Here is a 19,664-nt window from a genome sequence, read left to right as displayed (position 1 = left end):
CCCGGCGGAACGGCGGTGCCCCTTGAGTCCCGGCGCGGACTGTGCTTGTATCGTTTCAACACCCGCGGGGCGACGACGCCGCCGCACCAGGTCCAGACCGGCACTTCGATGAGGAATCGCCACCCCGATGACCGCAGCCACGGCGTCCACGACGTCCGCCACCACACCCTCCGACACCCCCGCCCCGCGCACCCGCTACGCGGTCCTGGGCACCGGCCACCGCGCCGGGATGTACGTCGCGGCGCTCACGGGCGCTCACGCCGCCGACGGCGAGCTCGTCGCCTGGGTCGAGCCGAACCCGGTGCGCGCCGCCTACCACGAGAGCACGGTCGCACCCGTGCTCGGCGGCCCCGCCCGGCCCGTCTACGGGCCCGACGACCTCGAACGGGCGATCGCCGAGCAGCACCTCGACCGCGTGATCGTCACCTCGCCCGACCGCACCCACGCCGACCTCGTGTGCCGCGCGCTGCGGGCCGGCGCGGACGTCGTCGTCGAGAAGCCCCTCGCCGCGACCGCCGAGCAGGCGCGGCGCATCGCCGAGGCCGTGCGCGAGACCGGCCGCGACCTCACGATGACGTTCAACTACCGGTACGCGCCCCGCAACGCCGCCCTGCGCGAGGTCGTCGCGTCGGGCGAGATCGGCACGGTTCTCTCGGTCCACTTCGAGTGGGCCCTGGACACCGTGCACGGCGCCGACTACTTCCGTCGCTGGCACCGCGACAAGGACGTCTCGGGCGGCCTGCTCGTGCACAAGTCGAGCCACCACTTCGACCTCGTGAGCTGGTGGATCGACGGCGTCCCGCGCCGCGTGACCGCCGCGGGCGGCCGCCGCTTCTACGGGGCGGACGGCGCGCACGCGCGCTCGGGCGAGACGTCCTCCGCCGAGCAGGGGCTGCGCGAGCGCGGCATCGAGCCGTGGGGCATCGACCTCGAGGCCGACCCGAGGCTCGCCGCGCTCTACGGGCCCGAGGCGCGCGCGCACGACGGCTACGTGCGCGACCGCGACGTGTTCGACCCCGACATCGAGGCGGAGGACACGCTCGCGGTGCTCGTCGAGTACGAGTCCGGTGCCGTCATGACGTACTCGCTCGTCGCGCACTCGCCCTGGGAGGGGTACCGCGTCACGGTCAACGGCACCAAGGGCCGCGCGGAGCTCGAGGTCGTCGAGCGCGGCTCGGTCGAGTTCGACGACGCGGGCCGCTCGGTGCTCGACCCGTCCGCCACGCCCGAGGCGTTCGCGGGCGACGCGGTACGCCCGCACGTCGAGCGGCTCGTGGTGCAGAAGCACTGGGAGCGCGCGCAGGAGCGCGAGATCCCCGCCGGCATCGGGGGGCACGGCGGCGGCGACGCCTACCTGCTCGCCGACGTCTTCACGGGCCCGCCCGCCCACGACCCGCTCGGCCGCGCCGCCGGCTATCTCGACGGGATCCGCGCGTCGAGCGTCGGGTACGCCGCGAACGCGTCGCTCGCCACGGGGCAGCCCGTGACGGTCGCCGATCTCGACCTCGGGGTCGACCTCTCGACCACGACCGTGACGGAGCGCACCGCATGAGGGCCACCATCGTCGGTGCGGGCGCGATCGCCCACGCCCACGCCCACGCGATCGCCGCGATCGACGGGGCCGAGCTCACGCGCGTCGTCGACCTCGACCCCGACCGCGCCCGCGCGCTCGCCGACGAGTTCGGCGCGCCGCACGCGGGCACCGACGTGAGCGCGGCGCTCGCGACGGGCGACGTCGACGTGCTGCACGTGTGCACCCCGCCGACCGCGCACCTCGAGGCCGCGCTGACCGCGCTCGCGGTCGGCGTGCACGTCGTGCTCGAGAAGCCGCCCGTGCTCTCGCTCGCGCAGATGGACGAGCTCGTCACCGCCGAGGCCGCGTCGAGCGCGAGCCTGACCGTGATCGTGCAGCACCGGTTCGGCAGCGGGGCCGTGCGCCTGCGCGACCTGCTCGACCGGGGTGCGCTCGGGCGGCCGCTCGTCGCGACGTGCGACACGCTCTGGTTCCGCGACCCCGCGTACTTCGCGGTGCCGTGGCGCGGTCGCTGGGAGACCGAGGGCGGCGGCCCGACCATGGGGCACGGGATCCACCAGTTCGACCTGCTGCTGTCGCTGCTCGGCCCGTGGGCCGAGGTGCGGGCCGTGGCCGCGCGTCAGGACCGCGACACCGAGACCGAGGACGTCTCGATGGCGCTCGTGACGTTCGAGAACGGCGCGGTCGCGTCGATCGTGAACTCGGTGCTCTCGCCGCGCGAGACCTCGCAGATCCGCATCGACACGCAGCGCGCCACCATCGAGCTCGAGCACCTCTACGGCTACGACGACTCGGCGTGGACGTTCACGCCCGCCCCGGGCGAGGACGTCGCGCACCTGTGGACGAGCGACCCGGACGCACCCGAGTCCGGCCACCTCGGCCAGCTCGAACCCACCTACGCCGCGTTCGCCGCGGGCCAGGCGCCGCCCGTCACGAGCGCCGACGCGCGCCGCACGCTCGACCTCGCGGCCTCGATCTACCGGTCGGCGTTCACGGGCGAGACCGTGCACGCGGGCACCATCGTCGCGGGCGACCCGTTCCACGCGTCGATGGCGGGCGACGGTGCCCCCTGGGCCGCGGTCGCAGCCACGACGGGGGCGTCGCGATGACGGCCGACGCCACGGCCCGCGCGCTCACCGCGGTCGACGACGACGGCCGGGCGATCGCCGTCCGACACCGGGGGACGACCCTGGTCGAGTACGTGTACCGGCCCGACGACGCCCAGGTCGAGAGCCCGCGTCCGTACTTCCACCCCCTGCGCACGCTCGACGGCGACCTCGTGTCGCTGTTCCGCCCGCACGACCACGTGTGGCACAAGGGGATCGCGTGGTCGCTGCCGAACGTCGGGCCGTACAACTTCTGGGGCGGTCCCACGTACGTGCGCGACGAGGGCTACGTGTGGCTCGACAACGACGGATCGATGGAGCACCAGGTGTTCCGCGACGTGACCGCGGACGACGCGGGCGTGACCTTCGTCGAGGACCTCGCCTGGCGCACGCCGCCCGGCGACGCGGGCCGCGAGGTCGTCGTCCGCGAGGAGCGACGCGTCCGGGTCGAGGTCGCGGACGACGCATGGGTCCTCGCGTTCACGTCGCACCTGACGAACGTCTCGGGCCGCGACCTGCCCGTCGGCAGCCCCACGACCAACGGTCGCGAGAACGCCGGGTACGGGGGACTGTTCTGGCGCGGGCCGCGCTCGTTCACGGGCGGGACGCTGCTCGCGCCCGGGCAGGCCGGCGGCGAGGAGCTGCGCGGGCAGCGGCTGCCGTGGATGGGCTTCTCGGGCGTGCACGACGGCACGACGACCGCCTCGACGGTCGTCATGGTCGACGTGCCCGGCAACCCCGGCGGGCAGCCGCAGTGGTTCGCACGCACCGAGAACTTCGCGTGCCTGTGCCCCGCGCCCGCCTTCTCGCACGAGGTCCCGTTCGCGCCCGGCGGCGAGCTGACCTTCCGCTACGCGGTCGCGGTGGCGGACGGCGCGGGCGACCCTGCGCGGGCCGCCGACCTCGCGGCCGTGGCGCTCCGCGTCGCCGAACGCCCCGGACCCCCCGCGTGAGCGACCCGCTGCTGCCCGGCGGCACCTCGGCGAGCCACCTGCGCGTCTACGACTGGCCGGCCGCCGACGCCCCGGGCGGCAGCGGCAGCCCCCACCTGCACACCGTCGCCTCGGAGGCGTACGTCGTGACCGCCGGCGCGGGCGCGGTCCAGACACTCTCCGCCGACGGGTACGCCGAGCGGCCCCTCGAACCCGGGCGGGTCGTGTGGTTCACGCCCGGGGTGGTGCACCGGCTCGTGAACCACGGTGGCCTCGAGCTCGTCGTGCTCATGTCCGACGCCGGGCTCCCCGAGGCCGGCGACGCGGTGCTCACGTTCCCGCCCGCGGTGCTCGCCGACCCCGACGCCTACCGCGCCGCGGCGACGCTGCCCGCTGCGGGGGCGGGCGCCGGGGCGTCGTCCGACAGCCTGCTCGCCGTCGCGGCGCGTGCCCGGCGCGACCTCGCGCTCGAGGGGTACCTCGCGCTGCGCGACGCCGTGGTCGCCGACGGGCCCGGTGCCCTCGCGCCGCTGCACGCCGCCGCCGCGCGACTCGTCGGACCTCGGCTGCCCGGCTGGGCCGAGGCTCCCGCGGTCGTGGCCGCCGCCGGGGCGACCACCGCGGCGCTCGCGGCCCTGGTGGCCGGGGGAGCGGACGCCGTCGCGCACCTCGCCGCGGGCACGGTCGCCGAGCGTGACGCGCTGCCCGGCCCGCGCCGGTACGGCATGTGCGGGCGGCTGCGCCAGTGGTCGGTGCCGACCGCCTGACCGTCCCACCGCCTCACCGTCCCACCGCCGCCCGGGCCCCCACCGCCGACCGCGCGATCCGTCACGCGATTCGGTGAAAACCCGTGACAGATCGCGCGGTCGGCGGTGCGTAGAGTGTCGGTGCGCGATCGCCCGGAGGCGTGCGGTCGAGGTGGGGAACGACAGGCGACCGGAGGGCGGGGCGATGAGGCTCACGTTCGTCGCGGTCGCCCTGCTGACGAACCTCGGCAACTGGATGACCTTCTTCGCCCTCCTCGTGCACGTCCAGCTCACGGAGGGGTCGAGCAGCAGCGCGCTGTTCTTCGTGTGCCAGACGCTCCCGGCGCTGCTCCTAGCGGGCCAGGCCGCCCGGCGGGTCCCGGCGCACGCGGTGCGCCCGGTGTGGGTCGCCCTGCAGGTCGCGCTGGCCGGCATGACGTTCGCGATCGCAGGGTTCACGCACGTGGTCCCGCTGCTGTTCGTGTACGCGGGCGTGTCGATGCTCGTGCGGGCGACCGCGAGCCCGCTGCTGCTGTCGATGATCAGCGCGCACGTCCCTGAGGCGGTGCGGGGGGCGACGCTCACGGCCGTGAGCTCGTCGTCGGCGATCACGCTCGCTGTCGGCCCGGCCCTCGGCGGGCTCCTCATGGCCACGTACGGCCCGGCCGCCGTGCTCGTGATCAACGGCGTCGGGTACCTCGTCGTGGCAGTGGCCCTCGCGGTCCGCCGGATGCCCGCCGTGCCCACGGCGCCGACGCCGCTGCCGACGGTGCGCGAGCGCGGTGCGAAGCGGTTCGTCCGCGTCCCCGGGTTCAGGTCGCTCGCGACCATCGAGGGTGCGCGCGAGCCCGTCGCGGTCTGGCTCGTCCCCGCCGCCCGGAGCTGGATGCTCTTGCTCGCGGCCGGGGCGACGGTCAACGCGCTCGAGACGCCCGTGATCTTCGAGTCGCTGCGGCTGGGCGAGCGCGAGTTCGGCTGGCTCATGAGCGCGTACGGGATCGGTGGTGGGGTCGTGCTGGTGCGTGCGCTCGCCGGACGTACCCGGCGTCCCGGACGCGCCACGGTCGGCTGGAGCGCGCTCGGCGCCGCGTGCGCCCTCGTGGTGTGGATGGCGGCGTCGGCCGACCTGGCGCCTCCTTGGCGGACGACGGTCTGCGTGGTCGCGTTCGTCGCGCTGGGATTCAGCACGAGCACGTTGTCGGGAGCGGTCCGCGGCACGTTGGACCAGCTCGCCGCGACGCTGGGGGAGGACCCGAAGGTCGTGTGGACCTGGGCCTCGCAGGTCACGCTCGCGCTGAACCTCGTCGTCTACGTCTCGTTCTTCCTGTACTACCTCGGCTGGGAGGTCTCGCCCGCGCTCCTCGTCATGCCCGTCGGGGCGTACCTCGCCATCGCCGTGGGCGCGTCCCGCCCACCGCCGACCGCGCGATCCGTCACGCGATCCGGCGAGAATCCGTGACGGATGGCGCGGTCGGCGGTCCGGTACCGCTCCATGACCTGCCGAAGGGCGGTGCCGAAGATCTCCTGGTTGTTCAGCACCGTCGGGTTCGTCGCCGCCTTCGCCTTGGCGAACGTGCCCCGAGGAACTCCTGCCTCCTCGACGATCCGGCGTGGCACGGGACGGTCGTAGGGCTGGTTCAGCGTCCAGGGCGCCATCTCCTCGCTCCGCGTGACCCGTCGGATCGGGGCGACGAACCTCGCACCGATGGCGGGGACAGGGACGAACGCGTACCCGGTCCGCAGCCTGAACTCGGTGAAGCTCTTCCCGTAGATCACGCGCACCGGCAGGCCGGGCGGAAGGGTGCACGCGCGCTTCCAGGCGGAGTCGCCCATCGCGCCGCTGAGAAGGATCCCGCTGCGAAGGCTGCTCTCCATCGTGGTGAGCATGACGTCGTCACCGAGGCCGGCGGTCGCCACGAACTCCGCGGCGCGGGAGAGGTCCGAATCCTCGATCGTCAGGGCGAGGCTCGGCACCTCGTCGCCCATCACGTGCCGGACCACGTCGACCTCCATGCCGAGGCGACGGCCGACGTCCCGCCCGGAGTCGTCACGGCCCTTGACGGTGACGTCGAGCGTCACGGCCCGCGTGAACCCGAGCTCCGAGGCGAGAGCCGCGACGGCCGGTGAGTCATAGCCGTTGGACAACGGGGTGACCGGGACGAGGCTCGAGCACGTGCGACCGGGGTCGGCGCCGTTCTCGGCGAGGCGACGGATCGCGCTCGTCAGGTACTCGCGGTACTCGGCGAACGTCCGGAACAGGACGTGCGGCTCGCTGGGGAAGATCTTGATCCCGCCGTCTGCTCCGACGACGAAGTTGTGGAACATCATGCGCCGGAACGTGTGGCGCGGTCCGTCGACGACGACCGGGTCGTACCGGTCGAAGCCGAGCGCGCTGGCCGTGTCCGTCGAGGTGCGGAGCACGCGACCCACCTCGTCGAGAAGCGCGTCGTCGTCGTCGACGAGGCCCTCGACGAACGTCGCGGGAAGGCTGTTCGAGACGGTCGTGACCCCGGTCTCCCGGTCATGGAGGACGTAGAGGTACTCCCAACAGTGCTTGGGCGGGACGAAGACGACGTGCTTGCCGATGCGTGCGCCCGAGCCGAACGCCAGGTCCGTGCGATGGAAGGCCAGGTCCGTGAACGCCCCGTCCCACACGCCCTCGAAGACATGACCCGGCCCGGACTCCACGGAGGGTCCGACCCGGAAGTCGTGCTGCCCGTCGGCGACCCGGCAGGTCCACGCCATGGCGGGGAGATCGGGATCGACGTCGACCGACGCCCTGCGCTCGGGGAACGGCACGAAGTCGCCGAGCCTGAGCTGCTGCGCTCTCTGGTACACCCGGGCGGCGGTCTTGTGCTCGTCGAGGTTTGTGGACTCGTACATCGCCTCGACGGCGCGCTCCAGCAGGTCAGCCACGGTGCCAACTTTCGGGCTAGGGACGTGTTCGGTCCAGCGCGCGGCGCGGTCGGCGCTCCGTCGCGGTCGATCGGCGCCGAGCGTAGCAGCGGGGCGCGCGACATCGCGGGAGATCACCGCCGAACGCGCGATCCGTCACGCGATTCGGCGAAAATCGGTGACAGATGACGCGGTCGGCGGTGGGGGCTGGGCGTCAGGCCTCGCGGACGACGCGCACCGCGCCCGCGGGCACGACGAGGTTCCCCACGGCGTCGCCCGCGACCAGCTCAGTGTCTGCGGCCAGCTCGCCGCCCCTGACCAGTTCGGTGCCCGTGAGCAGCTCGGTGCCCGTGAGCAGCTCGGTGCCCGTGGCGTCGAGCGTCGCGTCGGTGTCGGCGTGGTTGATCGCGAAGAGCCAGCTCGTGCCGTCGTCCGCGTGGCGGCGCACGACCTCGAGCCCGGGGTGCGCGCCGGCCCCCGCCTCGCCGACGAGACCGGCGTCCGCGAGGAACGCGTCGACCACGGCGAGCGTGCCCGCGGGGTCGGGACGGGTCGCGAGGTACCAGGCCGACCCGCCGGCCGCGGTGCGGCGGCGCGTCACGGCGGGCAGCCCGGCGAGGGCGCCGTCGTCGTACGTCGCGACCGCCTCGGCGCCGGCGAGGTGCGTCTTCTCGGTCCACAGGTCGGCGGTGAGCGTCGCGCCGGCGAGCGGCCCGCGGCCGGTCGCGTGCACCGTCTCGCCCTCCTGGAGCGTGTGGAACTCCTCGGTGCGCACCCCGAGCAGGTCGCGGAACGCCCCGGGGTAGCCGCCGAGCCGGACGTGGTCGTTCTCGTCGACGATGCCGGAGAAGAAGGTCACGAGCACGTGCCCGCCGCGCCGCGCGACGTCCGACACCGCGGCCGCGTGCTCGTCCGTGACGAGGTACAGCGAGGGGACGACGACGGCCTGGTAGCCGCCCAGGTCGTGACCCGGGTGGACGACGTCGAGCGTCACACCGCGCTCCCAGAACGCGCGGTAGAGCGCGAGCACCTGGTCGGGGTAGCGGAACGCCTGCGTGGGGTGCGAGTCGAGCTCGGACGCCCACCAGGCCTCGTAGTCGAAGAGCAGGGCCGTGCGGGCGCGCACGCGCGAGCCGCGGACCTCGCCGAGCCGCTGCAGGGCATCGCCGAGCGCGAGCGTGGTGCGCCAGACGTCGGAGTCGGTGCCGGCGTGCGGGACCATCGCCGAGTGGAACTTCTCGGCCCCGGCCCGGGACTGCCGCCACTGGAAGAACATGACCGAGTCGGCGCCGCGCGCGACGTGCGCGAGCGAGTTGCGCAGGGCCTCCTGCGGCGACTTGGTGTGATTGCGCGGCTGCCAGTTTACGGCCGAGGTCGAGTGCTCCATGAGGATCCACGGGGCGCCGCCCGCGACGCCGCGCGTGAGGTCGGCGCTGAACGCGAGCTCGACGTGCCGCTGCGGGTCGTCGGCGCGCGTGTAGTGGTCGTTCGCGATCACGTCGAGGTCGTCGGCCCAGGCGAAGTAGTCCATGCCCTTGGTGCCGGACGACAGCATGAGGTTGGTCGTGGTCGGCACGGTCGGGGCGGTGCGCCGCAGCACGTCGCGCTGGTCGCGGTAGTGGTCGAGGAGCGCGGCCGAGGAGAACCGGTCGAAGTCGAGCTGCTGCGTCGGGTTGGCGTAGGTGGGGGCGACCAGGGGCGGCAGGACGTCGTCGAAGCTGCCGTAGCGCTGCGACCAGAAGGCGGTGCCCCAGGCCTCGTTGAGCGCGTCGACGGTGCCGTAGCGCTCGGCGAGCCAGTCCCGGAAGGCCGTCGCGGCGGCGTCCGAGTAGTCGCGCGGCACATGGCAGCCGATCTCGTTGTCGACGTGCCACAGCGCGACCGCGGGGTGGGTGCCGTAGCGCTCGGCGACGCGCTCGGTCATGGTGAGCGCGTAGTCGCGGAACAGCGGGTGGTGCACCGAGTAGGCCTGGCGCCCGCCCTGGTGCAGCACGGTGCCGTCGGCGAGGCGCGGCAGGATCTCGGGGTGCGCGCGCGTGAGCCACGGCGGGGGAGACGCGGTCGCGGTCGCGAGCGCCACGCGGACCCCGGCGGCGTGCAGGCGGTCGAGCGTCGCGTCGAGCCAGGCCCAGTCGAGCTCGCCCTCGCGTGGCTCGATCGTGGCCCACGAGAAGATCGCGACGCTCACGAGGTTCACGCCGGCGGCCTGCATGAGCTCGACGTCCTCGAGCTGGACGTCGAGCGGCCACTGCTCGGGGTTGTAGTCTCCGCCGTACCCGAGACCGGGGACGTCGGCGTTCCACGGGGTCACGGCAGCGGTGTCGAAGGCCTCGGGGGCGGTGCGTCGTCGCATGGTTCGATCCTGTCATGAATCGTTTTAATATGTCGAGGTGCGCATCGTGGCGCACCACCGCCCCCCGGGCGGTGACGACCTGAGGAGGACCCCGCCGTGGCCCAGTTCGACCTGCCCCTCGACCAGCTCGTGGCCTACCGCCCCGCGCGCGACGAGCAGCCCGACTTCGACGCCTTCTGGGAGCGGACGCTCGCCGAGCAGGACGCCGCGCACCCGCTCGAGCACGGCATGGAGAGGGTCGAGACGGGGCTGACCGAGATCGTCACGCACGACGTCACGTTCACCGGGTTCGGCGGCCAGCCGATCAAGGCGTGGTTCCACCGGCCCGCGTCGGCGGACGGCGACCTCGGGGTCGTCGTCGAGTACATCGGGTACCAGGGTGGGCGCGGCCTGGCGCACGAGCACACGCTGCTCGCGCAGGCCGGCTACGCGACCCTCGTCATGGACAACCGCGGCCAGGGCAGCGGCCACCAGGTGGGCCACACGGGCGACGCGCACGTGGGCGGCCCGCACGCCGCCGGGTTCCTGACGCAGGGCATCGAGGACCCGGACGCCTACTACTACCGCCGCCTGTTCGTCGACGCCGTGCGCGCCGTCGACGTCGCCCGCGCGCTGCCCGGCGTCGACCCGACGCGCGTCGTGGTCAGCGGCGGCAGCCAGGGCGGGGCGATCACGCTCGCCGCCGCGGCCCTGAGTGCCGCGCGGGGCGTCGCGCTGCGCGGCGCGATCATCGACGTGCCGTTCCTGACCCACGTGCGCCGCTGCACCGAGATCACCGACGCGTTCCCGTACGGCGAGATCGTCCAGCACCTGTTCGCGCACCGCGACCACGTCGAGCAGACGTTCCGCACCGTGTCGTACTTCGACGGCCTCAACTTCGCGCCCCGCATCGACGTGCCCGCGCTCTTCTCGGTCGGGCTGCGCGACGAGGTGTGCCCGCCGTCCGCCGTCTACGCCGCCTACAACCACCTCGGGTCGACCGACAAGGACATCAAGGTCTACGCCTACAACGGGCACGAGGGCGGCGGGCCGTTCCAGCTCGCCGAGCACCTCGCGTTCGTGCACCGCGTCATGGCGTGAGCGCCTGAGCCGCGGCACGGGACGCCCGCGCCATCAGGGCCGGTATGCCCCTATCCTTCGGCCATGCGAATGACGGGGGTCACAGGGGAGAGGGTCCGCGCCACGGCGCGGGTCGTGGCGGTGGGCGCGGTCCTGATGGCAGTCGCGGACGCGTTCCGGTGCGGGAACCGCTGGTACGTCTCCACGATGTTCGGCGGCGCCGACAGCGGCGACTACATGGCGCTCGACCTGGCCGCCGGCGCCTTCCACGCGATGGTCGCGTGCCTCGCGTGGGTGTGCGTCGCGCTCGTCGCCGCGGCCGTCGGGTGGCGGCTCCGCGTCGTGAGCGCGCGGACGCCGTAGGGCGTCACCCTGGCGCACACCGACCGATCAGACCGGCAGCCGCATCCCCGCGCCCCCGTCCCGGTCGCACCGCAGCACTCCGTCCACGACGGTCAGCCGTGCCACCTGCACGACGGCCCGCCGCTGCGCGAGCGTCGTCTCGTCGAGCACGTCGGCCACGGGCGTCTCGTCTCCCGAGCCCGGGTGCGTGAAGTACACGATCCACGCCTCGTCCTCGGTGACGTCGTCCGGCACGACACCGAGCCGGGGCCCGGCGGGGCCGTCGTGGCCGGGGACGACGACGTCCGCGTGCAGGCCGTGCGTCGCGTCGCCGGGGCGCGACCCGGGCTCCTCGAGGATCAGCCCCTGCGGGGTCCAGGTGTCGAGGTCGTCCGACCGGTGGACGCGCTGCCCGTGCCACTCGTCGACGACCATCCACGCGTACCCGCCGAGCACGAACACGTTGGGGCCCTCGTGCGGTCGCCCGCCGATCACCTTGCCACGCACGGTCCACGCGAACAGGTCGGGGGAGTCCGCAGCCCAGGTGGTCGAGCCGTCGGCCTCGTCCTTGTACCAGAGCCGCCACCCGCCGTCCGGCAGCGGGTGCACGCACGCGTCGATCACGCGGTCCGAGCTCAGCGGCAGCGGGCCGTGGTTGGTCCATGTCGTCAGGTCGGGGCTGGTGAGGTGCTCGATGCGTCGCGTGTGCCCCTCCCAGCGGTCGGGCACGCCCTCGATCGTCGTGAGGTACATGTGGTACTCGCCGTGCGCCCACAGCACCTCGGGCGCCCAGAACGTGTCCCGGCGCCAGCGCTCGCCCGCGGGCCGGAACCCGTCGGCCGCCCCGAGCGCGCCACGGTACGTCCAGGTCTGCCCGCCGTCGGACGACGTCGCGACCCCGACGTCGCTCCCGTGCACCCACGCCACGCCCGGCCCGGGCGACGCCGCGCGGCGCTGGGTGTAGAACATCCACCACTCGCGGCGCTCGCGGTGCCACACGAGCACGGGGTCCGTCGCGGCGTCGTGCACCGGGTCGCGGAACAGCGGGGCCGGTGTGCCGGACGACGCAGCCGCGGTCGCGCTCACGCCGGGTCGAGGCCCGTGCTCGAGGTCCGCACGACGAGCTCGGGCTGGAACGTGATCTGCTCGGCCGGGGCGTCGGCGGGCGCGAGCAGGAGGTCGGCGGCCCGGAACCCGAGCTGGTGCGTGGGCTGGCGCACCGACGTCAGCGGCGTCGAGAGCTCGGCGGCGAACGACACGTCGTCGTACCCGACGACGGCCATGCCGTGCGGCACCGAGACGCCCTCGGCGCGCAGGGTGCGCAGCGCCCCGAGCGCGGTCAGGTCGTTGATGCAGAACGTCGCGGTCGGCACGCGGTCCATCGCGAGGAGCTCGCGCGTGCCCTGCTCGCCGCCGTCGGCGTTGAGCGAGGGGATCGTGACCTCGACGAGCGCGTCGGCGGGGTCGAGGCCGGCCGCGGTCACGGCGCGCACCGCGCCGGTCCAGCGGTCGGCGCACTGCCGGATGCTGTGCGGGCCGTTGAGGAACGCGATGCGCTCGTGCCCGAGCTCGAGCAGGTGCTGCACGGCCATCTCGCCGCCCGCGACGTCGTCGACCGCGACCGACGACAGCGACTCGACGGGCGACGGGCGGTCGAGCAGCACGACGGCGATGCCGCGCCGGCGCACCGTGAGCAGGTGCTCGATGTCGGAGGTCGAGGGCACGACCATGACGCCCTGCACGCCGTGCTCCTCGAAGAGCCGCAGGTAGCGGGCCTCGCGCGCCGGGTCCTCGTCGGAGCTCGCGAGCATCACGGTGAAGTCGTCCTGCGTGAGGCGGTCCTCGATGCCGCGCGCGACGTCGGTGAAGAACGGGTTGGCGACGTCGAGCACGATCGCGCCCGCGGTCGTGATGGTGCCGGCGCGCAGCTGGCGGGCGGAGCCGTTGGGCACGAACGCGAGGTCCTCGATCGCACCGAGCACGCGGTCGCGCGTGGCGGGCGAGACGCGGTCGGGGCGGTTGAGCACGTTCGAGACCGTGCCGACCGAGACCTCCGCGAGACGTGCGACGTCGCTGATCGACGCGCGTCGTCGCTGGACGGGTGTGCTCATGGGGCTCCTCGGGTCTCGCGTGCGCGTCGTCGCGCACGGCTCGTCGCCAGCCTAGGGCCCGACGCTCGGACGCGGGTGCTAGGTTCACCATCGTATATGAACCGATTCACAGTGAGGTGAACGTGATGGCGAAGGTGTGCTTCGTGTCCAAGGTCCGGGCCGAGCGGGTCGACGAGTACCGGGCCGCGCACGCGGCCGTGTGGCCCGAGATGCTCGAGGCGCTCGCCGACACCGGCTGGCGCGACTACCGGCTGTTCCTGGGCACGGACGGCCTGCTCGTGGGCGTGCTCGAGACCGACGACTACGCGCGGGCGCAGCGGGACATGGCCGCGCGCGAGGTCAACGAGCGGTGGCAGGCCGCCATGGGCGACTTCTTCGAGCCGTCGGACGGCCGCCCGGACGAGGGGTTCGTGGTGCTCGACGAGGTGTTCCACCTCGAGACACAGCTCGCGGCGGCCCGCGCGGAGGCGTGAGGCGCCGTCTTGACCGGCACCTGTCGTCGGCCTAGAGTGTGAAACGATTCAAAGAGCGCCGACGTTCCGCTCGGCACCCACGACGCGCGACGAGGCGCGTCCGAGGAGGAGAACCATGACCACGACGACGTCCGCGGCGGGCACGGCAGCCGCACGGGACGCGCTGCGCGCGCAGACCATCGAGCTCCCGTCCTGGGCGTTCGGCAACTCGGGGACCCGCTTCAAGGTGTTCGGTTCGCCCGGCACGCCGCGCGACCCGTTCGAGAAGATCGCCGACGCGGCGCAGGTGAATGCATTCACCGGCATCGCGCCGCGCGTGTCGCTCCACATCCCGTGGGACCTCGTCGACGACTACGAGGCCCTCGCCCGCCACGCGGCCGACCACGGCGTGAGCATCGGCATGATCAACTCGAACCTCTTCCAGGACGACGACTACAAGCTCGGGTCGCTCACGCACCCCGACGCCGTCGTGCGCAAGAAGGCCGTCGACCACCACCTGCAGTGCGTCGACGTCATGCGGGCCACGGGCTCGAAGGAGCTCAAGCTCTGGCTGCCCGACGGCACCAACTACCCGGGCCAGGACTCGATCCGCGCACGGCAGGACCGCCTCGCCGACTCGCTCGCCGAGATCTACGCGGCCCTCGACGACGACCACCAGCTCGTGCTCGAGTACAAGTTCTTCGAGCCCGCGTTCTACTCGATGGACATCCCGGACTGGGGCACGTCGCTCCTGCACTGCCTCGCGCTCGGCGACCGCGCCAAGGTCGTGCTCGACACGGGCCACCACGCGCCCGGCACCAACATCGAGTTCATCGTCGCGCAGCTCGTGCGCCAGCGCCGCCTCGGCGCGTTCGACTTCAACTCGCGGTTCTACGCCGACGACGACCTCATGGCCGGCGCCGCCGACCCGTTCCAGCTCTTCCGGATCATGCACGAGATCGTGCAGGCCGACGTGCTGCGCCCCGACTCGGGCGTCAACTTCATGCTCGACCAGTGCCACAACATCGAGGCCAAGATCCCCGGGCAGATCCGCTCGGTCATGAACGTGCAGGAGGCCACCGCCAAGGCGCTGCTGGTCGACGCGGCCGCGCTCGACGCGGCCCAGCGCGCGGGCGACGTGCTCGGCGCGAACGGCGTCCTCATGGACGCGTACAACACCGACGTGCGGCCGCTGCTCGCGGACCTGCGCGTCGAGCAGGGTCTCGACCCGAACCCGATGCAGGCGTACGCCGCCTCGGGCTACGCCGCGAAGATCGAGGCCGAGCGCGTCGGTGGCGCGCAGGCCGGATGGGGAGCATGAGCATGACCACCACGAGCGAGACCACCCGTCCCACGGCCGCGGACGCCGTCGCCGACCTCGTCGCCCGGTCGAACCGGCTCGGCGCCGACCCGCGCGTCACGAACTACGCGGGCGGCAACACGTCCGCCAAGGGCACCGCGACCGACCCGGTCACGGGCGAGCCCGTCGAGCTGCTGTGGGTCAAGGGCTCCGGCGGCGACCTCGGCACCCTGACCGAGAAGAACCTCGCGGCCCTGCGCCTCGACCGGCTGCGCGCCCTCGTCGGCGTCTACCCGGGCGTCGAGCGCGAGGACGAGATGGTCGCGGCGTTCGACTACTGCCTGCACGGCAAGGGCGGCGCCGCCCCGAGCATCGACACCGCGATGCACGGCCTCGTCGACGCCGCGCACGTCGACCACCTGCACCCCGACGCGGGCATCGCGGTCGCGACCGCGGCCGACGGCGAGGCGCTCACGCGCGAGATCTACGGGGACGACGTCGTGTGGGTCCCGTGGCGCCGTCCGGGCTTCCAGCTCGGCCTCGACATCGCGGCGATCAAGGCCGAGAACCCGCAGGCGATCGGCTGCATCCTGGGCGGTCACGGCATCACCGCGTGGGGCGCGACCAGCGACGAGGCCGAGCAGCGCTCGCTGTCGATCATCCGCCGTGCCGAGGAGTTCGTCGCGGCGCGCACCGAGGCGCTCGCCGCCGAGGGGCGCCACCCGTTCGGCGCGGTGCGCCCCGGGTTCGAGGCGCTGCCCGAGGGCGAGCGGCGCGCCAAGGCCGCGGCGCTCGCGCCCGTGATCCGTGGGCTCGCGTCGACCGACGCGCCGCAGGTCGGCCACTTCACCGACAGCGACGTCGTCCTCGACTTCGTCGCCCGCACCGAGCTGGGCCGGCTCGCGGCGCTCGGCACGAGCTGCCCCGACCACTTCCTGCGCACCAAAGTCAGCCCGCTCGTCGTCGACCTCCCGGCCGACGCGGGCATCGAGGAGACCGTCGAGCGCCTCACCGCGCTGCACGCCGACTACCGCGAGGCGTACCAGGGCTACTACGACCGTCACGCGACGGCCGACAGCCCCGCGATCCGCGGCGCCGACCCGGCGATCGTCCTGGTGCCGGGCGTCGGGATGTTCTCGTTCGGCCGCGACAAGCAGACCGCGCGCGTCGCCGGCGAGTTCTACGTCAACGCGATCAACGTGATGCGCGGCGCCGAGGCGATCAGCACCTACGCGCCCATCGACGAGGCCGAGAAGTTCCGCATCGAGTACTGGGCGCTCGAGGAGGCCAAGCTCCAGCGCATGCCCAGGCCGAAGGCGCTCGCGACGCGCGTCGCGCTCGTCACGGGTGCCGGCTCGGGCATCGGCCGCGCGATCGCCGAGCGGCTCGCCGCCGAGGGCGCGTGCGTCGTCGTCGCCGACCTCAACCTCGACGGCGCCCAGGAGGTCGCGGCCTCGCTCGGCGGGGACGACGTCGCGGTCGCCGTCCGCGCGGACGTGACCTCGGCGCAGGACGTCGCCGCGATGGTCGACGCCGCGGCGCTGGCGTTCGGCGGGGTCGACCTCGTGGTCAACAACGCGGGGCTGTCGATCTCCAAGCCGTTGCTCGAGACCACCGAGAAGGACTGGGACCTGCAGCACGACGTCATGGCCAAGGGGTCGTTCCTCGTGGCCCGCGAGGCCGCGCGCGCCATGATCGCGCAGCGCATGGGCGGCGACATCGTCTACATCGCGTCCAAGAACTCGCTGTTCGCCGGACCCAACAACATCGCGTACTCCGCGACCAAGGCCGACCAGGCGCACCAGGTGCGGCTGCTCGCGGCCGAGCTCGGCGAGCACCAGATCCGCGTCAACGGCATCAACCCGGACGGCGTCGTGCGCGGCTCCGGGATCTTCGCCGGCGGCTGGGGAGCCAAGCGCGCCGCGGTGTACGGCGTCGACGAGCAGGACCTCGGTGCGTACTACGCGCAGCGCACGCTGCTCAAGCGCGAGGTGCTCCCCGAGCACGTCGCGGCCGCGGTGTTCGCGCTCACCGGCCCGGACCTCGCCCAGACGACCGGCCTGCACGTGCCCGTCGACTCGGGCGTGGCCGCGGCGTTCCTGCGGTGAGCGGGTCGCCCGCGTTCGTCGCGGTCGACCTCGGCGCGACGAGCGGGCGGGTCGTGCTCGGCGTCGTCGAGGGCGACGCGGGCGCTGAGCGCGTCGCGCTGACCGAGGTCGCGCGGTTCGCCAACGGGCCCGTCGAGGTGCCGCAGGTCGGGCCCGACGGCGGCGGTGCCGCGCTGTGCTGGGACCTGCTGCACCTGTGGCGCGGCACGCTCGACGGCCTGCGGGCCGCGGCCCTGCTCGCGCGCGAGCAGGGCCACGAGGTCCGCGGGGTCGGCATCGACTCGTGGGCGGTCGACCACGCGCTCGTGGCCGCGGACGGCGCGCTGCTGGGCAACCCCCGGCACCACCGCGACCCGCGGCTCGCGGGCGTCGCCGAGGAGGTGCTCGGCCGGCTCGGCGCGGCCGGGCACTACGCCGTCAACGGCCTCCAGCGGCTGCCGTTCACCACGGAGTTCCAGCTCGTGGCCGGCCGGCACGACGCCGCGTGGCCCCTCGCGGCGTCGGTGCGGCTCGTGCCGGACCTCCTCGCGTCGTGGCTCACGGGCGAGGTCGTCGCGGAGGTCACGAACGCCTCGACCACGGGCCTCGTCGACGCGAGCACGCGGGAGTGGTCCACGCCCGTGATCGACGCGCTCGAGGCCGCGTACCCCGAGCTCGCGACCCTGCGGTCGCGGCTCGGCGACCTCGTCGAGCCCGGCACGGTCGTCGGGCCGCTGACCGCGCGCGTGCAGGAGGCCACCGGCCTCGGCGCGGTCCCCGTGATCGCGGTCGGCTCGCACGACACGGCCTCGGCCGTCGTCGGCGTCCCCGCGGACGACGCACGGTTCGCCTACGTGTCCTCGGGCACGTGGTCCCTGGTCGGGGTCGAGCTCGACGCGCCCGTGCTCACCGAGGAGTCGCGGGCCGCGAACGTGACCAACGAGCTCGGCGTCGACGGGACCGTGCGGTACCTCAAGAACGTCATGGGGCTGTGGGTGCTGTCCGAGACGTTGCGGACCTGGCGCGAGCAGGGCACCGAGGTCACGCTCGCGGACGCGCTCGCCGCGGCCAAGGACGCCGAGCCGCGCCGCACCGTGGTCGACGTCGACGCGCCGGAGTTCCTGCCGCCCGGCGACATGCCGACCCGCCTCGCGGACGCCGCGCGCGCGAGCGGGCAGCCCGTGCCCGCGACCGTCGGCGAGGTCGTGCGGTGCGTCCTCGACTCGCTCGCCGACGCGTACCGCCGTGCGCTCGACGAGATCGTGAGGCTCTCGGGCCGCGAGGTCGACGTGCTGCACGTCGTCGGCGGCGGCTCCCAGAACGAGCTGCTGTGCCGCCTCACCGCCGAGGCGACCGGGCTGCCCGTCGTCGCGGGGCCGGTCGAAGGTGCAGCGCTCGGCAACCTGGTCGTCCAGGCGCGAGCCGTGGGGGCGCTCGAGGGTGACCTCGCGGCGCTGCGCACCGTGGTCCGCCGCTCGTCGTCGCTCCGCCGCTACGAGCCGGCGGCCGCGACCCGCTGAGGCCACCCACCGCCGTCCGCCCGCCCACCGCCGTCCGCCCACCCACCGGTGGTCGGCCCGCCGCCGTTGTCGGGGCCCACCGCCGAACGCGCCTTCTGTCACCGATTTTGCTGATTTTGCGAGACGGATCGCGCGTTCGGCGGTGGGGCGGTGGGGGCTCAGGCGACCGCGGCCACCACGATCAGCACGGGCGCGGCGAGCGCGGTCGTCACCAGGCACGCGCGGCTCGCGACGTCGACCGCGCACCGGTAGCGCGTCGCGTAGACCACGACGTTCTGCGCGGTCGGCAGCGCGGCCATCGTGACGACCGCCGAGCGGGCGACCGGGTCGAGCCCCGCGAGCGTCGCGACGCCGAGCGCCAGCGCCGGCCCGACGACGGCGCGCGCGGCCGTCGCCACCAGGATCGGCCCGCGCGTGGTGCGCCAGGGTCCGTGGCGGCGTCCGACGTCGGAGGAAGTCACGCCCGGCGCCACGACCGCGGACGGCGGCCCCGCGGTGCCGTCGTCCGTGGTGCCGTCGTCCGCGGACGTCGGGGCGGCGGTCGGGGCGGACGGCGCGGCGGGACGTCGCGGGGCGAGCGCCATGCCGAAGGTCAGCAGCGCGAGCGGGGGAGCGGCGGCACCGACCAGGTGGAACGGGTCGAGGACGACGTCGGGCACCGATCCCGGCAGGGCGGCGAGCGCGAGGCCGACGAGCGTGCCCACGGTGATCGGGTTCGTGAACGCCGTGGCCAGCACGGACCTGCGGGGGCCCGCGGCGCCCGCCGACGTGACGCGGTGCAGCGCGTCGGGCGCCCGGTCGAGGATCACGAACGCGAGCGGCGCGAGCACGAGGAGCTGCACGAGCATGGTCGGGACCACGACGATCGCGGAGCCGAACAGGTAGACGGCGATCGGGATGCCGAGGTTCCCGGCGTTGACGTACGAGCCCGAGAGCGTCATGACGGTCGCGCGGCCCGCGGGCAGACGCATGGCACGCGCGGTCAGGGCGAGCGCCGCGGCGAGCACGAGGGTCGTGACCCAGGTGGCGGCCGCGCTGCGGCTCAGGAGCGTGCCGAGGTCGGCCTCGGCCACGGTCGCGAGCAGCAGGCAGGGGCTCGCGATCGTGAAGGCCACGGTCGCGAGGAGCTCGGCCGCGCCGTCCGGCAGCCACCGCCGCACCTGGACGAGCCACCCGGCCGCGACCACGACCGCGATCGTGGCGAGCGCACCCAGGACGGCCGTCATG

At 74.0% G+C, this 19,664-nt stretch carries 15 protein-coding genes; 11 read left to right on the top strand and 4 right to left on the bottom strand.

Going from position 1 to position 19,664, the window contains the following annotated elements:
• The first annotated feature begins 127 nt into the window (after positions 1 to 127).
• From CLV28_RS03250 to CLV28_RS03235, 5 genes are all read left to right on the top strand, one after another.
• On the top strand, positions 128 to 1,552 hold the full coding sequence (locus CLV28_RS03250) for a Gfo/Idh/MocA family protein (protein ID WP_100421817.1): 1,425 nt from the start codon (positions 128 to 130) through the stop codon (positions 1,550 to 1,552).
• The gene (locus tag CLV28_RS03245; RefSeq protein WP_100421816.1) at positions 1,549 to 2,643 is read left to right on the top strand and encodes a Gfo/Idh/MocA family protein; all 1,095 of its coding nucleotides are present in this window, start codon (positions 1,549 to 1,551) and stop codon (positions 2,641 to 2,643) included. Before CLV28_RS03250 ends, CLV28_RS03245 begins: the two co-directional genes overlap by 4 nt.
• Positions 2,640 to 3,593 carry a DUF6807 domain-containing protein gene (locus CLV28_RS15755; RefSeq protein WP_203968101.1) on the top strand — a complete coding sequence of 318 codons (954 nt, stop codon included), beginning with the start codon at positions 2,640 to 2,642 and terminating at the stop codon, positions 3,591 to 3,593. Before CLV28_RS03245 ends, CLV28_RS15755 begins: the two co-directional genes overlap by 4 nt.
• Positions 3,590 to 4,339, top strand: a complete 750-nt coding sequence (locus CLV28_RS15750; protein ID WP_203968099.1) for a cupin domain-containing protein — start codon at positions 3,590 to 3,592, stop codon at positions 4,337 to 4,339. Before CLV28_RS15755 ends, CLV28_RS15750 begins: the two co-directional genes overlap by 4 nt.
• 184 nt (positions 4,340 to 4,523) lie before the next feature.
• Positions 4,524 to 5,777: an MFS transporter gene (locus CLV28_RS03235; RefSeq protein WP_100421815.1), complete on the top strand. Its 1,254-nt coding sequence runs from the start codon at positions 4,524 to 4,526 to the stop codon at positions 5,775 to 5,777.
• Between the two features lie 1,650 nt (positions 5,778 to 7,427).
• On the opposite strand, the gene CLV28_RS03230 is transcribed toward CLV28_RS03235, so the two are convergent.
• Positions 7,428 to 9,566 carry a beta-galactosidase gene (locus tag CLV28_RS03230; RefSeq protein ID WP_203968098.1) on the bottom strand — a complete coding sequence of 713 codons (2,139 nt, stop codon included), beginning with the start codon at positions 9,564 to 9,566 and terminating at the stop codon, positions 7,428 to 7,430.
• A gap of 96 nt (positions 9,567 to 9,662) precedes the next feature.
• Between CLV28_RS03230 and CLV28_RS03225 the strand changes: the two genes are divergently transcribed.
• Together CLV28_RS03225 and CLV28_RS03220 are read left to right on the top strand one after the other, a co-directional pair.
• On the top strand, positions 9,663 to 10,646 hold the full coding sequence (locus CLV28_RS03225) for an acetylxylan esterase (protein WP_100421814.1): 984 nt from the start codon (positions 9,663 to 9,665) through the stop codon (positions 10,644 to 10,646).
• A 63-nt stretch (positions 10,647 to 10,709) separates the two neighbouring features.
• A complete protein-coding gene (locus tag CLV28_RS03220; RefSeq protein WP_157802464.1) occupies positions 10,710 to 10,988 on the top strand; it encodes a hypothetical protein in 279 nt (92 codons plus the stop codon).
• Between the two features lie 27 nt (positions 10,989 to 11,015).
• Here the strand turns inward: CLV28_RS03220 and CLV28_RS03215 are convergent, their stop codons facing one another.
• Together CLV28_RS03215 and CLV28_RS03210 are read right to left on the bottom strand one after the other, a co-directional pair.
• On the bottom strand, positions 11,016 to 12,053 hold the full coding sequence (locus CLV28_RS03215; protein ID WP_100421812.1) for a glycoside hydrolase family protein: 1,038 nt from the start codon (positions 12,051 to 12,053) through the stop codon (positions 11,016 to 11,018).
• On the bottom strand, positions 12,050 to 13,078 hold the full coding sequence (locus tag CLV28_RS03210) for a LacI family DNA-binding transcriptional regulator (protein ID WP_100421811.1): 1,029 nt from the start codon (positions 13,076 to 13,078) through the stop codon (positions 12,050 to 12,052). Before CLV28_RS03210 ends, CLV28_RS03215 begins: the two co-directional genes overlap by 4 nt.
• A gap of 125 nt (positions 13,079 to 13,203) precedes the next feature.
• On the opposite strand from CLV28_RS03210, the gene CLV28_RS03205 reads away from it, so the two are divergent.
• From CLV28_RS03205 to CLV28_RS03190, 4 genes are all read left to right on the top strand, one after another.
• Positions 13,204 to 13,551, top strand: a complete 348-nt coding sequence (locus CLV28_RS03205; protein WP_100422368.1) for an L-rhamnose mutarotase — start codon at positions 13,204 to 13,206, stop codon at positions 13,549 to 13,551.
• A 115-nt stretch (positions 13,552 to 13,666) separates the two neighbouring features.
• Positions 13,667 to 14,851, top strand: coding sequence for an L-rhamnose isomerase (gene rhaI / locus CLV28_RS03200; protein WP_100421810.1), 1,185 nt, complete (start codon positions 13,667 to 13,669; stop codon positions 14,849 to 14,851).
• The gene (locus CLV28_RS03195) at positions 14,839 to 16,938 is read left to right on the top strand and encodes a bifunctional aldolase/short-chain dehydrogenase (protein ID WP_373314242.1); all 2,100 of its coding nucleotides are present in this window, start codon (positions 14,839 to 14,841) and stop codon (positions 16,936 to 16,938) included. The genes rhaI and CLV28_RS03195 overlap by 13 nt, the downstream gene beginning before the upstream one ends.
• Complete coding sequence (locus CLV28_RS03190; protein ID WP_100421808.1) at positions 16,935 to 18,437, top strand: rhamnulokinase; 1,503 nt, start codon at positions 16,935 to 16,937, stop codon at positions 18,435 to 18,437. Before CLV28_RS03195 ends, CLV28_RS03190 begins: the two co-directional genes overlap by 4 nt.
• 158 nt (positions 18,438 to 18,595) lie before the next feature.
• Here the strand turns inward: CLV28_RS03190 and CLV28_RS03185 are convergent, their stop codons facing one another.
• The gene (locus CLV28_RS03185) at positions 18,596 to 19,663 is read right to left on the bottom strand and encodes an AEC family transporter (protein ID WP_157802463.1); all 1,068 of its coding nucleotides are present in this window, start codon (positions 19,661 to 19,663) and stop codon (positions 18,596 to 18,598) included.
• Position 19,664 lies beyond the last annotated feature (1 nt).

The organism is Sediminihabitans luteus, assembly GCF_002797595.1.
Taxonomy (GTDB): domain Bacteria; phylum Actinomycetota; class Actinomycetes; order Actinomycetales; family Cellulomonadaceae; genus Paraoerskovia; species Paraoerskovia lutea.
The sequence above is the reverse complement of the archived record's forward strand: the minus strand, read 5'-3'. Positions and strand labels throughout refer to the sequence as shown.